General features: G+C 36.6%; 13 protein-coding genes. 7 read left to right on the forward strand and 6 right to left on the reverse strand.

What is annotated here, in order from left to right; genetic code table 11:
* Positions 1 to 15: 15 nt before the first annotated feature.
* The 3 genes from NST77_RS17135 to NST77_RS17145 all read right to left on the reverse strand — a co-directional run bounded on the left by NST77_RS17135 (position 16) and on the right by NST77_RS17145 (position 9,025).
* A complete protein-coding gene (locus tag NST77_RS17135) occupies positions 16 to 1,272 on the reverse strand; it encodes an extracellular solute-binding protein (RefSeq protein WP_163185393.1) in 1,257 nt (418 codons plus the stop codon).
* 61 nt (positions 1,273 to 1,333) lie between these two features.
* On the reverse strand, positions 1,334 to 2,539 hold the full coding sequence (locus NST77_RS17140; protein WP_095329749.1) for an ROK family transcriptional regulator: 1,206 nt from the start codon (positions 2,537 to 2,539) through the stop codon (positions 1,334 to 1,336).
* 492 nt (positions 2,540 to 3,031) lie between these two features.
* Positions 3,032 to 9,025 carry a lamin tail domain-containing protein gene (locus NST77_RS17145; RefSeq protein WP_341123269.1) on the reverse strand — a complete coding sequence of 1,998 codons (5,994 nt, stop codon included), beginning with the start codon at positions 9,023 to 9,025 and terminating at the stop codon, positions 3,032 to 3,034.
* Between the two features lie 271 nt (positions 9,026 to 9,296).
* Between NST77_RS17145 and NST77_RS17150 the strand changes: the two genes are divergently transcribed.
* From NST77_RS17150 to NST77_RS17165, 4 genes are read left to right on the forward strand one after another with little or no spacing between them, the layout of a single operon-like run.
* Positions 9,297 to 9,632, forward strand: coding sequence for a PadR family transcriptional regulator (locus NST77_RS17150; protein ID WP_163185389.1), 336 nt, complete (start codon positions 9,297 to 9,299; stop codon positions 9,630 to 9,632).
* On the forward strand, positions 9,625 to 10,596 hold the full coding sequence (locus NST77_RS17155; RefSeq protein ID WP_172859912.1) for a permease prefix domain 1-containing protein: 972 nt from the start codon (positions 9,625 to 9,627) through the stop codon (positions 10,594 to 10,596). The genes NST77_RS17150 and NST77_RS17155 overlap by 8 nt, the downstream gene beginning before the upstream one ends.
* 36 nt (positions 10,597 to 10,632) lie before the next feature.
* Positions 10,633 to 10,824 carry a hypothetical protein gene (locus NST77_RS17160; RefSeq protein WP_341123271.1) on the forward strand — a complete coding sequence of 64 codons (192 nt, stop codon included), beginning with the start codon at positions 10,633 to 10,635 and terminating at the stop codon, positions 10,822 to 10,824.
* Between the two features lie 52 nt (positions 10,825 to 10,876).
* The gene (locus tag NST77_RS17165; RefSeq protein ID WP_095329746.1) at positions 10,877 to 11,755 is read left to right on the forward strand and encodes a VanW family protein; all 879 of its coding nucleotides are present in this window, start codon (positions 10,877 to 10,879) and stop codon (positions 11,753 to 11,755) included.
* 114 nt (positions 11,756 to 11,869) lie between these two features.
* On the opposite strand, the gene NST77_RS17170 is transcribed toward NST77_RS17165, so the two are convergent.
* Complete coding sequence (locus NST77_RS17170) at positions 11,870 to 12,853, reverse strand: ring-cleaving dioxygenase (RefSeq protein ID WP_095329745.1); 984 nt, start codon at positions 12,851 to 12,853, stop codon at positions 11,870 to 11,872.
* Positions 12,854 to 13,339: 486 nt separating this feature from the next.
* Between NST77_RS17170 and NST77_RS17175 the strand changes: the two genes are divergently transcribed.
* Positions 13,340 to 14,017 (forward strand): hypothetical protein, encoded by a 678-nt coding sequence (locus NST77_RS17175; protein WP_095329744.1) that lies wholly within the window; start codon positions 13,340 to 13,342, stop codon positions 14,015 to 14,017.
* A gap of 243 nt (positions 14,018 to 14,260) precedes the next feature.
* On the opposite strand, the gene NST77_RS17180 is transcribed toward NST77_RS17175, so the two are convergent.
* The gene (locus NST77_RS17180; protein WP_341123273.1) at positions 14,261 to 16,090 is read right to left on the reverse strand and encodes a hypothetical protein; all 1,830 of its coding nucleotides are present in this window, start codon (positions 16,088 to 16,090) and stop codon (positions 14,261 to 14,263) included.
* A 153-nt stretch (positions 16,091 to 16,243) separates the two neighbouring features.
* Positions 16,244 to 17,353, reverse strand: a complete 1,110-nt coding sequence (locus NST77_RS17185) for a GntR family transcriptional regulator (protein ID WP_341123274.1) — start codon at positions 17,351 to 17,353, stop codon at positions 16,244 to 16,246.
* Positions 17,354 to 17,692: 339 nt separating this feature from the next.
* Between NST77_RS17185 and NST77_RS17190 the strand changes: the two genes are divergently transcribed.
* On the forward strand, positions 17,693 to 19,303 hold the full coding sequence (locus NST77_RS17190; protein WP_341123275.1) for a xylulokinase: 1,611 nt from the start codon (positions 17,693 to 17,695) through the stop codon (positions 19,301 to 19,303).
* A 21-nt stretch (positions 19,304 to 19,324) separates the two neighbouring features.
* Entirely contained in the window at positions 19,325 to 20,020 is a 696-nt protein-coding gene (locus tag NST77_RS17195; protein WP_095329740.1) for an L-ribulose-5-phosphate 4-epimerase, read from the forward strand.
* Positions 20,021 to 20,049: the final 29 nt, after the last annotated feature.

Below are 20,049 nucleotides of genomic sequence, written 5' to 3' on the forward strand. Positions count from 1 at the left end.
ACATTAAAAACCAGCTTAATCCTTCTGTTCTTCTTCCAAAATCGCATTCATTTCTGCAGCAATTTTCTCCAAAGCTTCATCAATCGATTTTTGTCCTAAGAAGGCACCTTGGATTTCCGTTGTTTCAATATTTTGCCATTCTGATGTTTTTTCGGAAACTGGATAAGGGACTGCTTTTTCAAGCGCATCTAAGAATATTTGTAATTCGACATTTGGCAGAGAATCTAACCAAACCTTACTAATTTCCATATGGGCTGGTGTAGCAAATCCTGTCTTAGCCATCACCGTTGTTCCTTCTTTATTAGATAAGCTTTTAATTAGTTCCCAAGCTAATTCTTCATTTTTTGTTTTGCTATTCATTGCCCATCCAATACCATGGACAATGGATGTATCTACTTTTCCTTTCGGCAGGGGCGCTACCCCTAAATCCTCTCCAAGAACCTCTTCATACTCCGCTGCATGAACAGAAATTTCTGGAGTCATGGCCACCTTCTGGGACATGAACCACTGATCTGCATCTGTTTCGATTTGTGCCTTCACGGTCGGAGAAATCTTCTTTTCAATTAATCTATTCAAAAATGCAAATGCTTCTTTTGCTTCTGGTGTGTCAAATCCAGACTTTGTTTTGTCTTCACTAATGACATAACCACCTGCTTGATGCATTAAGTTATAGTAGCCTGATTGATTTCGCACAACTTGATTTAAATAGCCATAGACTCCTTCATCTGGTTTTGTAAGCTTTTCGCCAACTGCCTCTATGTCTTCCCAAGTCCACGTTTCATCAGGGTAATCTACGCCTGCTTCATCAAACAATCTTTTGTTGTAAAATAGGCCAATAGAATCGACAAAATATGGAGCAGCATATAGTTTATCTTCATAGGAATAAAGATCCACAACGGCTGGATAATAATTTTCCTTGGCGAATTCTTCGTCTCCTTGAAGAAATGGTTCTAAATCTTTAATCAAATCAGAAGTTACATATTGGTAAAAGTTAGGTCCATTCATCCAAAAAACATCAGGGCCACTGCCACCGCCCAGACTTGTTCGCAACTTTGTCCAGTACTCCGCAAACGGGGTATAGGTAACTTTTACATTCACATCAGGATGTTCTTTTTTGAACGACTCAATCGATGCATCAACTGCATCACTAACATTTTCATCCCATAATGCAACTTCAATCGTTTTCTTTCCATCACCCGATGACTTCCCGCTACATGCCACAAGCATGATGGAGATCAACACAAAGATACAAAGGCTTAATAACTTTTTCATAATCCCCCTCCACTTTCCCTTTAGTAATGATTGAATATTCTTTAAATCACCTATCCACTCTTTATAATTGAAAACGAAATTTTCCTTGAAGAATAACCGCTGCCGCTCCCAATAAGTCAAAATCCGACCCCAAAGAAGTACTTTGAATGTTTATGTCCTCTTTTAATATAGGAATCACCATTTCAGATAATTTCTCTCTTATCTTTTTGATAAATAAGGGATTATCCTGTACCACTTCACCACTTATTATGATTATTTCGGGATTTAGTAAGTGAATCGTATTAGAAATCGCAATCGCTAAATAACTGATAATTTCATCAAGAATTTCGATACTTAACTTATCATTCCGTTTAATTGCATCAATAAAAATTTCAGGGGTAAGTTTTCGGATGTCATTTTCAATTAAATTTTTTATTAACGTATCACGCCCTTTAGTTAGGATGGAGGAAACTATATTAGAATAAATAGCTGGCCAGTTTACATAGTTTTCTAGACAGCCATTGTTTCCACATTCACACTTTGAACCACCTGGGACAACAGTTGTATGCCCAATTTCTCCAGAGCTTCCTTTGAATCCACGATAGATGGTCCCATTAATCATCAAACCGGAGCCTACACCATCTCCTATAGTGAGATACATGATATCTTTATAGCTGTTAAAAGAACCGAAATAATATTCTCCCACCGCAAATGCATTTACATCATTATCTAAAAAGGTTGGTAAGTTAAATTTTTCTTCTATCAATTCTGTTAGCGGAACATCATAAAGCTTAAGTTTGGTGTTATAACCAATCATCCCGTTGTTGGAATCTACAATTCCAGGAGTTATGATGGAAATCCCTTCGCAAAACTCTAATCGGTCATTCCCTGCCACAAACTGTTCCAATAAGTCTATCAAAAGCAAAATAATCTCATTACCTTGAAGCTGATTTACTGGATGAACGTTCTTCCTTAATATTTTTCCTTCTAAGTCCATATCAGCCATCTTAATATAAGAATTAGTGATAGATACCGCTATAATGGAATGCTTACTCGGGTTAAAGCGAAGCAATACCGGCTTTCGCCCGCCACTGGAATGACCAACACCATCTTCAATTACCATGCCTTTACGAATTAAATCATTGACAGCTGATGTAACGGTAGTAGGGCTTATTTTTATTTCTTTTGCAACCTGACTTCTTGAAATCGGTCCTTTTTTTCGGATTGTATCTAAAATAATGGATCGATTTAATTCTTGTATGAGCTTTAAATCCCCTGTTCTTTGCACAAATGAAATCCTCTCCCTCTACTTACTTTTACCAATGACTTTAAAAAGAAATGAAAATTCTACTTGAAATGAAATATAAATTAGTTCGACTAGGATGAGTATTATAGGAAATGAATCGGGGATCGTGGTGTATGGAAGATTCTATCAACTTACTTTTTCTAGTGTCGTTATTAAGTATAGAAAAATAAACAGATCTGTTGTAAATATGTTTTTCATAACCATCCAAATAATTGTTTTTATTTCTTTAGCCTCCTTTTATAACCGTTAGATTTTAATCATAGAACGAAATAAGTAAGGGAGCTGAAAGGTAAATATTCGTGAAGATAGTGTAGATAATTCCAATATATTATTATCATAATGAAAATAGTACATTTTATAGTTAAAGAGCGATAGTCTTAGTAAATAGATTCTACCGCTCTTTATTTTTATTAATAAATGATTATTAGAATTCCCTGTAGTTAAACCATAAATAGGAATAAATGGAACTAGATCCTATATTTCTCTACGTATTCTTCTCCAGTAAGCAACTACCATTCCTCCAATTAATAACACTAATCCTACCAGCATAATTGTATAATTTTCTGTAGCTGTATTTGGGAGTATGGTGGACTGATTATTTTTTGGTTCACTTTGATTGATAACGCTTGGATTTGGCTGTGTTGGCTTTTCGCTTCCTCCATCATTTCCTCCTAGATTCGGCTCCGTCGGCTTCTCGCTTCCTCCATCACCTCCTCCTGGATTCGGCTCCGTTGGCTTCTCGCTTCCTCCATCATCTCCTCCTGGATTCGGCTCCGTTGGCTCTTCACTTCCTCCATCATCTCCTCCTGGATTCGGCTCCGTTGGCTCTTCGCTTCCTCCATCATCTCCTCCTGGATTCGGCTCCGTTGGCTTCTCGCTTCCTCCATCACCTGGTTCTGTTGGAGTTTCTGGGGTCGGCTGTCCTTTGGCAAAAGACCAAATATCAGAAGTTACTGATCCTGTATAATCATCAGAAGCTACTACGTACCAATCATATACTTGCCCTTCTTTTAGATTCTTCCATGCTATTTCTGCAATCTCGCCGCTTGCTACATTTTCTTGCTTGCCGATTTCTTCCTTTGTATAAACATTTACTGCAAAGTAATCCGTAGCAACTTGTTTCTCTTGGACTGTTAAATCTAAATCAATAGCCAATTCATCTTTCAATGGATACTCTATTGGGTCATAGAAATTATAATCATCTAAATATGGTGAATACGTATTAATAAGAATTCTATTATTCTTTTGATCAAAATGAAGTAGTTTCATATAGCCTTGCCCGCCTTCTGGACCACCTTGATAGTCGCCAAGCATTTGGTAGACTTTTCTATCGACTTTCCCGTCCTGATCATCATCCACTTCACTGATTAATGTCTCCGAATCATGATAATGTCCACTTAATACAAGAAAGACATTTTCATTCTTCTCTACTACCTTCTGGAAAATTTCTTCCCCAATAGGGCTTCTATTTCCGGAAACTAATAAGTATTCATGAAAATTAAGAATGGCTTTACGATCTGGATATTGTTTTAGTACATCATTTATCCATTTCATATCCTCGTCGTTTACTCCCCAGCCCATATATACCATGATAAAGTCATTTCCACCCGCAGAAATCAAATCATAATGACCACGATTATTCTTGTAAGATTCTCCGTAAAATGGCTTATCTTTAAAGCGATCTTCTCCGAACCATTTAGAGAATTCTTTGTAGTCATTTGATAATTGGTTGACATCATGGTTTCCGGCAAGCACGCCATATGGAATTTTGTTTTCTTCTAACGTTCTCATATATTCATCGGCATACACCCATTGTTTCTCATCATCAAACTCGTCGACAACATCACCAGTATGCATGACATATTTAATTTTCATCTCTTCTTGTTTTTCCGCAATCCATTCTGTTTGTCGCTTATAAATATATGGATAGCTCTCTGCATAATATTGCGTATCCGACATCCAAACAAATGTATAATCATATTCATCTGGTGTGCTTGGAATTTCATCTTGAATTAACACATTAACTTTATTCGTCTTATCAGCAAATGCCCTTACATCGACGTCTGCTTTTAATGTGAAATCTTCTGATCCAGCAATTTTATATGTTAGCAGCTTCCATTTATTTTCTTGCATGCTCCAAGCATACATGGAGACCTTTCTTCCTTGCAGTGATTTTCCGTTCCACACTAGCTCCACTTTATCTTGATTACTAATAGAAGGATCAAGCGCTACTTCAAAGCGATGATAAGGGAATTTAGTACTTGAATTCGTTGTTAGATACTTTCCGTCTAAGGAAGAAATCGCCGTAATATCCTTAGCAGTTAATGCCTTTTCCCCTGCTGGTGCCAGCTCAACTGGTGGTTCTGTGTCACTAGCATTTTCAAATGATTTTACTTTACTATCCGATGCTTCATATTTATATCCTTTATAATACGTAACATCCATCGAATCATTTGTTGGATCCGTTACCTTTACCTTCAACTTCGGATCTCCATCGACGGGTGCTGCTGTGTTATTAGCTGGCGCTATTAATTCTGGCTTATTTGGATTTTCATTTGAAACAGAGAAGGAAATATCTGCTTCTGCTTTATTGCCCGCCTTATCTATTGCGACCATTTTTAAGGTATGCTTGCCTGGAGCAAGCTTGGAAGAAGCCGTATCAAATGGTACCTTAATCTCTTCCTCATCAAGGGTTACTTCCAGTGATTCTACACCAGCAATTGTATCTACTGCACTCGCTTCAATGGTAAAGACACCTTTATATTCTTTCTCAGCTTCTATATTTGTTTTGATTACTGGGGCAGTATTATCTACTTTTATAGTAGCAGTTGTTTCCCTTTCACTATCTGTAGCTTTAATGCTGTAAGCTCCATCAGAAACAGTCGTCGTATCCCAAACATAGGTTTTTGCTTTTGACTGCTCTTCTGTTATCGTAAAAGTAAAATCTTCAAATGGACGATACGTGCCATCATCCCCCATATCAAATACTTGAGAAGGATCGGCCTTTTGTGGATCTCTAATGACCGTACCATCAGCTAAAATTAACCTTACATTCCTTAGATTATAATCATCTCTATTTTCTTCACTTTCTTCTAATTGGAATGGAGAAGCCTTATTCCCCGAGCGAACGGTAATAATATTTTCTCCGACGGCTAATTTATTTGGGTCAATCGGAATCGTAAACGTTTTCCAATCAGAATTATTATCCTTATCCAAAAGGTGGATTATTTCCTCTCCCATTGTAATAGCATTTTTGAAATACATATTCAAACCGCTAATATCAACAGCAAGATAAGCTTGTGTCTCTAATGTGCTGTAGGTGCTTTCCTCTACTTTTTTTCCATCAATAAAAAGTTCTACATCCCTAGCGGCTGTTTCTTTGGATGCTGCTTTTAAGATTGCTTTTCCAGTTAAAATATCATCATCTTTAACATTTAAATAGATAGGTGCATTGTTTATTTCATTTTTAATAGTAATGACATATTTTTCGGATGTTACCTCATTTTGCCCATCTGTGGCAACGAAATAATATTCGATTTTCTCTTTCGCAATAAAGTTAGCTGCAGATAGAATAGTGGCATAATATTCGCTGTCGCTCGCATCTACTGTTAATAATATTTTTTCATAATCTGTTTGATCATTCGTACGATAATACAAAAGCACAGATTTAATTCCCTTGTCATCGGTTGCTTTTGCTCGAATGGTTAAATCATTCATCTGCTGAATTTCTTGAACATTCGTAGCGTTGATGAGAGTTGGCGGAACCGTATCATCCTCTACATGAACTGGCTCGTTCGGCACTTGTGACGGTTCTATGGAGCCAGGAGTTCCTAGTTTTGTTTTCGAACTAATTTTGACTGATTGCGTGGAGCCATCCTCCGGGAATTTATAAAGAACGCCCATATTCATTGCCGTATCTAATTGCGCTGCCTCATCATTATAATAAGCAACATTTATCTCTTCTTTTGTATTCGTGGCAATTACTAGACCACGCATACTTCCATTGGCCATGCCATCACTTTTAATACGAACAATATCTTTATTTTCGACAAGGTTTGTGCCATAATTCGCATTAAAATCAGCTACTGTTTTATCCCCATTTTGAGAATTAATCACCCAGAAGACAAGGGTGCCTTGCGGTTCGATTATCGTATCATCTGGTACAGATGGCCAGACAACATCTGTATTAGGATCTGCATTATAGCGATATTGAATTTTATAATCCTTGAAGTTTATTGCCTTATCGGTATTATTATAGATTTCTATGTACTCATAGCCATCTGCAGTCCCGACATTAGCACTATCAGGCACTATTTCTGTAATAAGCAATTTAGGAACTTTGGTAAAATCAATATCCGTTTTCTCCACCGAAATTGTATATTCTTCGGTTTTGCTTTCGTTGATTCCATCACTAGCTACCAGATAATAAATAATGTCTCCATCTATATCTGCTGCTGGTATAGTTGCTGAGTATTTCCCTTGCGTATCCTTTAAAAGAGATACAGATTTAAAATTTTCATCCGGTGCTTTTTTATAATGTAAAGTCACAATTGGATTTGCTGTCTCATTATCCGTTACCTTTGCTTCTACTGTAACGGCCGTAAATGCTTTTGCTGTTTTCATTGCCTGATGAGAAATGGCCGGTGGTTCCGTATCTTTCGGAACATCAGGTAGATCCACTATCTTAGTTGGAATTTGGTCTGCTTCTATTTTCCCAGGTGTAGGATCTGCTAATACTTTATACTTAACCATTTCCGTTCCCGTTTGAGGAAATTGATAATGAATCACTTTGCCATTATTATCATTTTCAGAACCTAAATAACTAGCTGAGATCGTGATATTCCCTTCGGCATCTTTGATTTCAAGAGCACGATTACCACCATTAGCGAAACCAGGGAATGTTTGATCTGTAAACATTACTACTTCGTTACTTGTAAGATTTGTCCCATACTCTTTATTAAAATCAGCTAATGTTTTATTTCCGTTATTAAACCAGAATACAAGCCTCTCTTTTGATTTTATTTCAGTTGCTGGTAATGGAAATAGAATCGGCTCTCTCGAATTATCTGTATATACATAGTAGAAAGAGTAACTTGCTGTGTTCAATGTTTGGTTGGAATTATTATATAGCTCAAAGTATTCGTAATAATCTGTGCCTCCTCCCATTGAATTAGGAGCAAGTTCTGTAATTAAAAGAGGACGATCACTATATGTATCTTGCGCTGGTTCTTTTTCTAATTCGATTGTATATTCGGATGTTTTTGACATATTCATGCCGTCTGAAGCTTCCAGATAATAGACTACTTTGCCTAATGCAGCCTCTTTTGGTATGCTGGCTGTGAATTTTTGTGGTTGGGCCGAATCTTGTTTCATCTCTAATGCTTTTAATTCTGTATCTGTTTCACCTTGATAATACAAAGTAGCTGTTGGATTCTTTCTATCATCTACAATAGTGGCTTCGATAGAAATTGCCTCTCCTGCTTTCATGGTTTTTTTTGCTTCGTGCGTTATGACGGGAGCTTCTGTATCCTTAGTTACGGGATTCACTGGAACTTGCTCTGCTGGTACTTGTCCATCACTTAATGCACCTGGTGTTGGGGCAGCCTTAACTTCCTGCTTTACCATCTCTGTACCTTCTGTTGGAAAAGCATAATGAACATCTGCACCTGTATTATCCGTTTCACCTGGTAAATAGTTTGCTGACACTACTTCCTGCCCTGCAAGTTTTTTTATGAGGACACCTCGATTACCACCATTAGCAAAACCTGAAAAATCCCCTTTAATGGAAATTACTTGTTGTTCTGTTAATGAAGTGCTGAAATGTTTGTTGAAATCCTCTACTGAAAGTCCCTTGACATTAAACCAAAGAACAATGGTTTCTTGGGGTGCTAGTATTGCTTCTGGCATAGACATTATTTTATCTGCTGTATTACCGCCTATGTATTGGTAATAAAAATAATAGCTATTTAAGTCTATTGGCTGATTAGTATTATTATAGACCTCAATAAATTCAAAGTTATCTGTCCCTTTCGAATCAGGAGCTAGCTCGGTAATAAGCAATGGCGGTAGTTTTTTGTAATCAAAAGATTCTTGTTTCTTCTCTGCTTTCTCCTGATTTTGATTCGTTTCATTTGTTATTTCCTCTTTTGCTGGTTCCTTCTCTTCCGTTTCTTGAGGTTTATCCTCTTCCTTTATTACTGATTCTTCCTTTTGTTCAGCAGTTGGTGTTGATTTCTTCTCTTTGGAAATAGATGAGGATTGATTTTCATGCTGATTCTTTTCCTCCTCTTTTTCTTCTTCGGCTATTTCACCCTTCTCTTTGTCGGTTGTAGTTTCAGGTGCTTCTACCGTGTTATTTTCTGCTGTGTTTGGCGGATTCTCCTCTACTTTTTTACCAGTTGGTTCGGCCGCATACATCGTTAAACCAGGAAAAATAGGGAAATATGTAGAAAAGAAAAAAACCCCCATAACAAAAATGACAAAAGCCCTCTTTGTTATCCTCTTTTTTAAAGTCACAAGCTCATTCCTCCCTTAAGGTGATTATTCTACTCAGTAAAATCATAGAGGTCCTATTTTAAGGAACCTTTAAGCAAGTATTAATAAACATAAAATTTATGTAAAGAAAGGGAGATCAGAATTTTTTAACATTTTTACTTCACCTGTCGTAGTATATATGGTAAAGTATAATTACTACGACAGTCATAGTATGACAGATAAAGTATTTGAAAGGGGTGATTTTTTGATTAGCAGTGATATCATTCGCGGCTATAATGACACCATCATTCTTTTTTTACTATTAGAAAAGGATTCTTATGGTTATGAAATTTCAAAAGATATACGAACATTGACTAACGAAAAGTACATTATTAAAGAAACAACCCTTTATTCTGCGTTTAATCGATTAATCAAAAATAACTATATTCATTCCTATTACAAAGAAGGAGAATTCGGAAAAAGAAGGACTTATTACACCATAACGTCAGAAGGCAGAAAATATTATCAGGAAAAATGCCAAGAATGGTTCGTAACCCAGGAAGTAATTAACTTATTTATTAAGGAGGGATATAATGAATAGCATTATAAATTATTTAGACAATGTCTTTGCCAGCTTACCAAAAACTTTAGAAATGGAAACACTGAAGCAAGAAATGCTCTCAAATATGGAGGATAAATATAATGAATTAAAAAAGGCTGGAAAATTGGAACATGAAGCAATAGGTATTGTCATTTCTGAATTTGGGAATATGGATGAACTGTTAAGTGAGCTTGATCTTCCCTTAATCGAGGAAACAGCACTAGAACACCAACTTACGGAAGAAGAGGTAACAACTTTTTTACAAAAAACAACAAAAGCAATGAATTTTATCGGTATAGGTGTGATGCTATGCATACTTGGCTCCGCCCTGCTAATTCTCTTCCTTCAATTGTATAATCAAGGATTGCTGAACGGCATAACCGAAAACACAGCCACTTTAATCGGTGTTGGTCAATTACTTTTATTGGTAGCAATTGCTGTTAGTTTATTTATTTATAGTGGCCAGCTATTAGAAAAGTATAAATTTATGGAAAAAGCAGCTAATTTTGAGCTTTCCACTCCTTTAAAAAAGAAAATAACAGCAGAAAAAGATGCATATCAGCCAATCTTTTTTCGTTCAGTAATTATCGGGGTAGCATTATGTATTTTATCCCCAATCGCAATACTAATAACCTCTGGTATGAGTGATCAAGCAGCAGTTTATGGGGTCTGTCTTTTACTAGTCTTTATCGCAATAGCAGTATACCTATTTATTATTAGCGGCGGCAAAAAAGATGCATATGAAAAGCTGTTAAAAGTTGAAGACTATTCCTTTGAAAAAAGAACAGAGGATAAAGTAATCGGCGCCTTTGCAGCGGTTATCTGGCCACTAGCTGTTGTCATTTTCTTAATTACTGGCTTCGTGTACGGAAACTGGCATATCAATTGGATTATCTTCCCAATAGCCGGACTGATAATGGCCATGTTTAGCGGTGCTTATACCATTATAAAAAAAGATAGATAGGAAAACAGAGCAATGGCGGTGTTTGTGAAGGAATAGTTGCACAAAAGCAGAGAGGATATCAGCCAAACTCCAGGGGTTATCAGCCAAACTCAAATTTTATCAGCCAAAGCAGAGAGGATATCAGCCAAAGCAGCATCAAAAATGTCTCTCTGCTTCTTTACAATCTTCGAACTTCCAAACGAATACCTCTACTTCCACATTAAAATTACAAATAAGTACATTAAATAAAAAAACAAACACATATTAATGGATAACGGATATTTTTACGGAGGTATTTCTTATGTATGTTCATTTTTTACTCGGAGTGATGCTATTTTCCCATCCTGTACTTTTATCAGGTGATATTATTAAAGCAACAGAAAGTATATCACAACCAAAAGATAAGAAAGAAGAAATTTTTTTATGGAAATCCCCTGGTTTACCTGTTATCCATACAGATGAGTTCAATAAAGTGATGGAGGAAATAGATAAAAAAGTATATATCGCACCCAAAGATGCTGCCGTCAATAAGTATGGAGGGATTGTCCCTGAAGAAGTTGGCTATCGTCTGCATCGAGTTAAATTTATAGAGCAAATGTATGCACATTATTTCAATGATATTTCTAGTAACAAAGGGTATCCTCTAGAAGTGATTTATCCTAAGGTAGATAGTGAGCTGTTAGAAAGTATTCGCCGCAAAAAAATAGGCAGATATATAACATCTTTTAACATGAGGAATAAAGAACGGAGTATGAATATTTCTCTTGCTACTGAAGCGATTAATAACAGTGTCATTTTTCCAAATGAAAAATTTTCTTTTAATCAAATTGTCGGGAAAAGGACCGTGGAAAAGGGCTATTTACAGGCACCCGTCATTATTAACGGGAAATTTTCAGAAGATATTGGCGGTGGAATTTGCCAAGTTTCCTCTACCCTATTTAATGCAGTAGATAATGCGGGATTAAATATCATTCAACGATATTCACATAGTAGAAAAATCTCTTACGTTCCTCCCAAGCGAGATGCTACCGTTAGCTGGGACGGACCAGATTTTGTTTTTGAAAATAATTACGAACATCCCGTCCTTATTCAAGCCAAAATGTTAGGGCATCATTTACTCATAGAACTCTATTCAGCAGAAACTATCTCTTATCAACCTAGAAAAGTTCCTTATCTATAGAGGAAAAACAGAGGGAGGGTTCTTGTGAGAACAACATATATATCATTCTAAATAAGAAGAGGGATGGTCCTATTGAAGTTCATTAACCTCCATAGAAACATCCCTCTGTTTGTTTTACAAGTACTCTTTGTCGATTTCTATATTACTGCGCACTGTGTTTATAGGTCTTACGAGCTTTTCAATTTTTTCACGGTTTGGTTCAAAAAATGGTGGTAAGGATAATTTTTCTCCTAATGTTTCATATGGCTCGTCTCCCATAAATCCAGGGCCATCTGTTGCTAATTCAAATAAGATTTGCGGTGCAACATTGGAATATAAAGAACCGAAATAATAGCGCTCTACAAAACCTGAGTTTGGCAATTTAAAGCTGCTCAAGCGTTCTTGCCATTGATCTAATTCGCCACGATCTTCTACTCGAAAAGCAGCATGATGAACGGTACCAAACCCTTGTCTTGCTTGTGGAAGAATGGTGTTAAATTCTACAATAACTTGGGCACCATTTCCTCCTTCTCCCATTTCAAATAGATGGAATGATCCCTCTTGAGAAACTTCTTTCATTAAAAATACTTTTTCTAATACTTCTTGGAAGTATTCCAAGTAAGCAGTCCGAACAAATATTGGTCCTAATCCTGTAATTGCAAATTCTAATGGAACAGGTCCATTTTGCCATGGAGTCCCTGATGCAACTCCTGCATTTTTTTCATCCGAAATAAGTTGATATTGTTGGTCATCAAAATCTACAAATGACAATGTCTTTTTCCCAAACTGTTCTTGAATTCCTTTATGCTTCACTTCATACTTATCAAAGCGTTTTACCCAGTATTCTAAAGCTGCATCTGTCGGCACTCGGAATGATGTTTTGGAAATCTCATTTGTGCCGTGGACTCCCTTTGGTATGCCAGGAAAATCAAAAAATGTCATATCCGTACCTGGACTGCCGACATCATCCGTAAAATATAGATGATAGGTTTGAATATCATCCTGATTAACTGTTTTCTTTACCAATCTTAGCCCTAATACATAGGTAAAAAACTCATAAATTTTTTCGGCACTGCTTGTAATTGCTGTAATATGATGAAGTCCTTTTAACTCATTCATTATTATTTCCTCCTATTATTTATCTCGAGGTTGAGATATTTATATAAAAAATATATTTAATTAAGATATCTTTAATTCGAAATAATTTTATCACTTAATAGCATTTTGGTCAATTGTTTTTCTTTTACTATATTTTCTGCTTCCTTATAAACATCATAAATTCATATTCATCAAAAAATAAGCCAACTTAACGTAGCCTTCTATTAAATACGATTGACTAATTTTATCTAAGAATTGAGTGGAAGTCTCCATTCATTTTATCAAACAATTATGGACAAGTCTTGAAAACTACCTTAATCGTAAAGGAGATTCTTAAATAATTGTTCTAGTACATATTCTTTCTTGTTTTCTTTTATATTTTAGGGGATTATTAATAGAACGGAGAATATTCACATAACTTTTTGGGAAAGTTAACATTGTCAGTATTATTCGATGAAAGTTCTAAACTTTATATAAGATAAATGATCACCGAAGGGAGAGTTTGACATGAAACTATATCAAGTAAGAAAAGGACAATTTGTATATTTTAACAATGAGTTGCACAGGGTATATTCTGTGAAGCCTGTATACAAAAAGTCCGTCCATCTTATCAAACTTAAAGATTTAACCCAGCATTTAACCATTGCCTCGAAAATTGAAAAATATAAACCAAAACAGCTTGACAGTTTTATTTTCAACCATAAGGCATATACACTTCACAAAGATAAAAAAGCTGAAGAAGGGGACTATATCTTAATTACAAATCCAAATCCCGATTACATGGACAGCTATTCATTAAACGAAATTGAAATTGTATCGTCTGTTGAACCCGATGGAGTAATCACAACAAAACATAATGGAGTCAAACATAATGAATATTTACTGATGATTCCAGGCCGTGATAATGACAGTAACTCTATAGATTATTTTAATAAAAATTTGGCAAATAGTGATATATTGAGCGACGATTCTGATCAACCTGAAAAAAGTACTCAAGGTGATATGCCGAGTATTGGTGATGTATATAAAAAAATAGGTGGGGATCACCCCCTTCAGACGATGGTGGTCGCTATCAACGGCGAAAAAATTTTCTTGGGAAATAACTTAGAAGTCTCTTTGAATGAGTTAAACGATAAGGAAATATGGGAGTTTCAATATAGCCTCCTAGAGACAGACCTGAAATGAACACAAGTGTCAGAAAGTGGATTTGATGAAAATAGTGACGATTGTTTTTACGATTTCAATAGTCAGCAATCGGTTGTATTCTGCAAGTTAAACCAATAATGACCTATCAATGCCATATGTACTTGCTGCTCAGATTGCTCCAAATCGTAATGAAATCTTTATCTCTAAAAAAACATAAGAAAAAGAAGCGAAAAGACGGTTCTAATAAGGATAGACCTCACTAGAACCGTCTTCTTTGCTGTTCTACTTCAACAACTGCTTGGCTAATCTCCGTTCTTCTTTATCTTTTGTTGTGCTCATTATTGTTTTAAGGGCATGCTGTATTTCTGATAGCTGCCTAAAGGTTGGCGACCATTCTGCCAACACACTTAATCCTAGCCAACGTAAGCTTTCATTTTTAGTTTCTAGAGATGCGTAAACTAATGGTGCCCCTATTCCCTCGAATTCATGTAAATCTTGAATAATATACTCTAGACAATACTGTTCTTCCAGCGATAAACTGGATAAAGAAAAATGTGTTTCTGCAAAGGCACAAAGATCTTGAATAGACTGTAAATCCCTTGTTTCCATGATAGCACCATACAATATACTGTTTGTCGGCTCTTTCTTCAGCTTTTCAAATAATAGTGCCGTAATGTCTAATTGATAGAATCGAGCTATCTCCATTGCTCGGAAATCTACCTTCTCGCTCGATTGTAATACATCCAATGCCAGCTGTGACCATTTAGGGTTGTCTATAAACGGTTGAACAGCTTCTTGAATTGCCTTGCGTTCATGCTGCTTCCATTGTCCATTTAATCGCTCTTCCCAAATGTCATCTTCAGCATGAACAAATTCGCTTATTTTCATTATCGGATAAAAATCCTCTAAGCTTTCACAGTGGGTTGTGGCGTGGTGAAGGAAGCGAGTCATTACAGCACTGGCGTAAGGATATTGATCCATGCCGTCTTGATTTTCATCGTCTAATAAGCCTTCTATAATCATAGCCGCTCCCGTGTATAGCTCCTTGGAAATATTCACTTCGTAGAGCGCAACATCTAGCTCTCCCTTTACTGCACAACGATGCGCTAGGAAATCAGCAAATTTCCTATTTTCACATCCTTTTGTAAGCAGCCAATACTTCATTTCCGGCGTCTTCGCTTCTACTAGCTCAATCGCTGTCATTTTACCAATCCCTCGGACAGATTGAACTAGTTTCCATATTTGATCATTTACTCCCTTCCCTCCGCTTCTTATAGCGAATATAGCATATGGGGTAAACTCATCGTGTAAGCCGATTGTATATAAAAGCTCCTGATATTCCTCACAGTTCGTAAACCCGAGAACAAGAATAGCAAATTTAACAACATCTCTATGTGCAGCATGTTCTAATAGCCATAATGCCTCTTGCTGTGCCATCTGTTCATCCAATTCCGCTTGTCCTAACTGGTCTAGAAGCTCATCTCGATAGATGGCAATATGGTCAAAAATAATTTGATCATATGTCGCCTTTCTTGTTTTTATAGTGGGTTGTTCCAGCTGTTCTTTAAAAAGCTTCATCAGCTTACTCACAAAAAACGGCGTTTTCGGTTCATTCACGATGATATCAAATAACCCTGGCTCCAATGGTGGATTATCTTCTCCAAAAAAGTACGTATCATCTGGTAAAGTATTTTCTACTATTCTATTATTTTCTAGAACTTGTCTTTGAATAAACGGAACTATTTTCTCTTTATGATCCCAGGGCAGAAATTCAAGTTTTTCGGATTCCTGCAGAATCGTCTCATTATCAATTTTGATGCTGCAGTTTAAACTTACGTAGCCACCAATTTTAACAGAGACTTTATGCTTTTTCCCACCTTCCAAAGTGAGGACTCCCGATAGCTTTGTGTAAGGAATAATATGCGATAGTATTGATTTCCGTTTATTCTGAGCTACCGTTATCCCATCAATGATAAGCAACTCTTCTTTCATTTGATTGATCACTTCTATCACATGTCCTTTATAATAAACGGTCCAACTCTTTTGAACCTCTTTCTCTATATCCTTTGTTAAATTCCGCATTTCATGTTTTAATTCATCTTTAAAGCCCATGCCATTCCTCCTCATTTTTGAACACAACAAAAATGGATAGTTTAGTATATTCACCCATATCTACCCATATTTCTATTAAATACTATCTTTCCCTTTTAGGAAAGACTTTCAGTAAAAAAAGACACAAAAGGAGAGTTTTAGCGAGGACATCCCTCACCAAAACCGTCCCTCTGCATCCTCTGTCAGATCTTTCACTGTTTCTCCTTGGATGAGTTCTGGTTGGTAATAGTTTTCATTTTTTAAATCTTTTTTGCCTTGTAGTTTTCTAATAATCCATTCCGCGGCATCGTGTCCCATTTTTTCTTGGGGATGCGTTAAGGTTGTCAGCTTGATATTAGCGTTTTTAGCCATATAGGAATTATCCTGGCCAATAACAGAGAGTTGATCTGGAATGGCGATGTTCAATTTTCTGCATACATTAACAACCTCTAATGCTACCTCGTCGTTATAGCAGACAATCGCTGTCATTCCGTCCATATTTTCATGTAGAAATTCCTTTAATTTCACCTTTAAATCAGGCTTTGTTTCGGTTGTAAAAGAATAAACATGCTCTGCTTGAAAACGCAGCTTTGCTTCTCCTAATGCTTTTATGTATCCCTTCATGCGAAACTTTCCTTGTAAGTCATCCATTTTCGCTATAAGTCCAATTTTTGTATGCCCTTTTGCGATTAAGTCATTTGTTGCAAGATAGCTAGATTTCACATCATCAAGACAGAAGAATGGCACTTCTAGTTCTTCATAATAGGCATTGACCATAATGAATGGAACGTCTTGCTCTTTAAAGGCTAGATAGTAAGCAATATTTGGATTGTATAAATTACTTTTTGTCGGCTCTACAATTAATCCGTCTACTCCAAATGCCAGCATCATCTCCAATGCCTTCTTTTCTTGTTCCACATCATTGTTTGTGCTTGCTAATAATAAAGAGTAATCCTCTGCATTTAACCGACTTTCAATTCCTCGAATAATGGAAGGAAAGATATAATCAGATATATAGGTGGTAATAACACCAATTGTTTTCCTTTTGGATTTTCCGTTCCCTTTTAATTGATAGTAGTTACTTACATAGGTACCAGATCCTTTTTCACTTCGGAGAAATCCGTCATTGGACAATTCCAAGATTGCTTTTCGCACCGTATGACGGCTAACTTTATACATTTCCTGCAAGATTGATTCAGTAGGAATTTGTTCTCCAACCTGATAATCTCCAGAAAGAATTTTACTTTTTATATCATCAATGATGATCTGATACTTTAATTTCATTTAATGCACTTCCTTCAATGTAATGGCCATCCGGTATTTGTATGGTCATATTTTAGCATAACTGCTACAGAAACAAAACAATGCATATTAGTGCATACAAATTACACACAACTAATCACATTATATTTTTCCGACAATTTTTTATACGAACATACATAAATTTATTTTCAGGCTAGTATTAATAGTAATAAGGCTATTACTGCTTCTTTTTATTTGTATGAACATTTATAAATATATTTGACAAATGTACGTACACATTATAAAGTATAGGTAGAAAAATGATATGAATAAAGGCTATTATCTCCACTGATTACGAAACCGCTGTCAAGGAGGGAATATATGAAAAATAATCGAGCAAATGCCAAACAAGATATTGTTGAGGGGGCAACTTCACTTGGAATTGAATTCGGTTCCACGCGAATCAAAGCTGTCTTAATTAACAACCGTTTTGAAACCATCGCAACTGGAAGTTATGAGTGGGAGAATCTTTTAGAAGATGGGTACTGGACTTACAATTTAGTGGACATTATTACTGGCTTGCAAACCGCTTATAGTGAAATGAAACAAGAGGTTGAGCGAAATTACGGGGTAACTATTCGCACAGTTGGTTCGATTGGTTTTTCTGCGATGATGCATGGCTATTTAGCCTTTGATCATACTGGTGAACTACTTGTTCCATTTCGAACTTGGCGCAATACTACCACAAGTACTGCTGCAAAAAAATTAACTGATGTATTCCAATTCAATATTCCAGAAAGATGGAGTATTGCACATCTTTACCAAGCTATCTGGAATAATGAACAGCATATTCCGCGTATCGACCATATTACTACTTTATCTGGATATATTCATTGGTTACTAACTGGTCAAAAGGTCATCGGCATTGGCGATGCTTCCGGTATGTTCCCAATTGATGAAACAACGCAAGATTATAATGAATCAATGATAGAACAATTCGATGCATTAATTGCTGCAAAAGAATACCCTTGGAAACTGAAGGATATCCTTCCAAAAGTCGCTATTGCTGGAGAGCAAGCCGGAAAATTAACAGAAATAGGTGCAAAAATTCTGGATCGTTCGCGGAATTTACAACCTGGTATTCCCCTATGTCCTCCAGAAGGAGACGCCGGCACAGGAATGGTTGCAACTAACAGCGTAAAGAAACGGACTGGAAATGTCTCCGTTGGAACTTCTGTTTTTGCCATGATTGTATTAGAAAAAGACCTTTCAGCCGTTTACCCAGAAATTGATATTGTTACAACTCCAGATGGATCTCCAGTTGCAATGGTCCATGCCAATAACTGTACGAGTGATTTAAATGCCTGGATGCGCTTATTCCGTGAATTTTCAGAGGCAATGGGACAAAAGGTAGAAATGGACAAATTGTTCCATGTTTTATTAAACGCTTCTTTGAAAGCGGATGCAGATGGTGGCGGATTGCTAAGCTACGGCTATTTTTCAGGTGAAAATATTACTGGTTTGGAAAGCGGCCGCCCCTTATTCGTACGCTCGCCAGAAAGCAATTTTAATTTAGCAAACTTTATGAGAGTCCATCTCTTTACGGCCTTTGGAGCTTTAAAAATCGGTATGGATATTTTAACCCAGCAAGAAAATGTGGCAATAGATAGCATCTTAGGACATGGTGGTTTATTCAAAACTCCTGTTGTGGGACAAAAAATTGTGGCAGCTGCGATGAATACACCTGTTTCTGTCATGGATACTGCTGGAGATGGCGGCGCATGGGGAATCGCTATTCTTGCTTCTTATATGTTAAATAATAACGAGAATGATAGTTTAGAAGAATATCTCGACAAAAGAGTATTTAAAGAAGTAGATAAGCAAACGATTTATCCAGACCGCTTTGACGTAGAAGGCTTTGAAGAATTTATCGAACGCTATAAAAAAGGGTTAGCAATCGAAAAGGCTGCAATCGAAAATTTGATTCATTAAGGGATGATTGGAGGGATTTACATGTTAGAAAAGCTGAAAGAAGAAGTTTTTCTCGCAAATTTGGAATTACCTAAGCAGGGACTCGTGAAATACACATGGGGAAACGCCAGCGCCATTGATCGCGAAAGTGGTTTATTCGTGATTAAACCTAGCGGGGTTGATTATGAAACAATGCAGCCAAGCGATATGGTCGTAATAGATTTAGAGGGAAATGTTGTAGAAGGAACGTTGAACCCCTCCTCTGACACAGCTACTCACGCTGTTCTCTATAAACATTATCATGAAATCGGCGGGATTGTGCATACTCATTCCACTTGGGCAACTATTTGGGCTCAGTCAGGACTTGATCTTCCCGCTCTGGGAACTACACACGCTGATACTTTTTATGGTGCTGTACCATGTGCTCGCTTTTTAACACAAGAAGAAATTGATCGTGGTTATGAAGCAGAGACTGGTAAAGTAATCATTGAAACTTTCGAAGAACGGGGATTAGACATCTTAGCTATCCCTGGCGTTTTGCTTCATGGACATGGTCCCTTCACTTGGGGAAAAGATGCTAAATCAGCTGTTATGAACAGTGTGGTGTTGGATGAAGTGGCGAAGATGAATTTATTTACAAGAGAATTAAATCATTTTTCCAAAGAATTGCCGCAGCGTATTTTAGATAAACACTATTTACGAAAGCATGGAAAGAATGCCTATTATGGTCAAAAATAATATTTAACTATAAAACTATCATTAGAAAG

Origin of the sequence: Niallia sp. FSL W8-0177 (assembly GCF_038006285.1) — a bacterium.
GTDB lineage: Bacteria > Bacillota > Bacilli > Bacillales > Cytobacillaceae > Niallia > Niallia circulans_A.

Excerpts from the sequence above, each read along its gene's own strand:
- NST77_RS17155 (WP_172859912.1), top strand. The coding sequence starts at position 9,625 with ATGAATAGCATTATAAATTATTTAGACAATGTCTTTGCCAGCTTACCA.
- NST77_RS17180 (WP_341123273.1), bottom strand. The coding sequence starts at position 16,090 with ATGGGCTTTAAAGATGAATTAAAACATGAAATGCGGAATTTAACAAAG.
- NST77_RS17135 (WP_163185393.1), bottom strand. The coding sequence starts at position 1,272 with ATGAAAAAGTTATTAAGCCTTTGTATCTTTGTGTTGATCTCCATCATG.
- NST77_RS17145 (WP_341123269.1), bottom strand. The coding sequence starts at position 9,025 with ATGGGGGTTTTTTTCTTTTCTACATATTTCCCTATTTTTCCTGGTTTA.
- NST77_RS17195 (WP_095329740.1), top strand. The coding sequence starts at position 19,325 with ATGTTAGAAAAGCTGAAAGAAGAAGTTTTTCTCGCAAATTTGGAATTA.
- NST77_RS17185 (WP_341123274.1), bottom strand. The coding sequence starts at position 17,353 with ATGAAATTAAAGTATCAGATCATCATTGATGATATAAAAAGTAAAATT.
- NST77_RS17165 (WP_095329746.1), top strand. The coding sequence starts at position 10,877 with ATGTATGTTCATTTTTTACTCGGAGTGATGCTATTTTCCCATCCTGTA.
- NST77_RS17170 (WP_095329745.1), bottom strand. The coding sequence starts at position 12,853 with ATGAATGAGTTAAAAGGACTTCATCATATTACAGCAATTACAAGCAGT.
- NST77_RS17175 (WP_095329744.1), top strand. The coding sequence starts at position 13,340 with ATGAAACTATATCAAGTAAGAAAAGGACAATTTGTATATTTTAACAAT.
- NST77_RS17190 (WP_341123275.1), top strand. The coding sequence starts at position 17,693 with ATGAAAAATAATCGAGCAAATGCCAAACAAGATATTGTTGAGGGGGCA.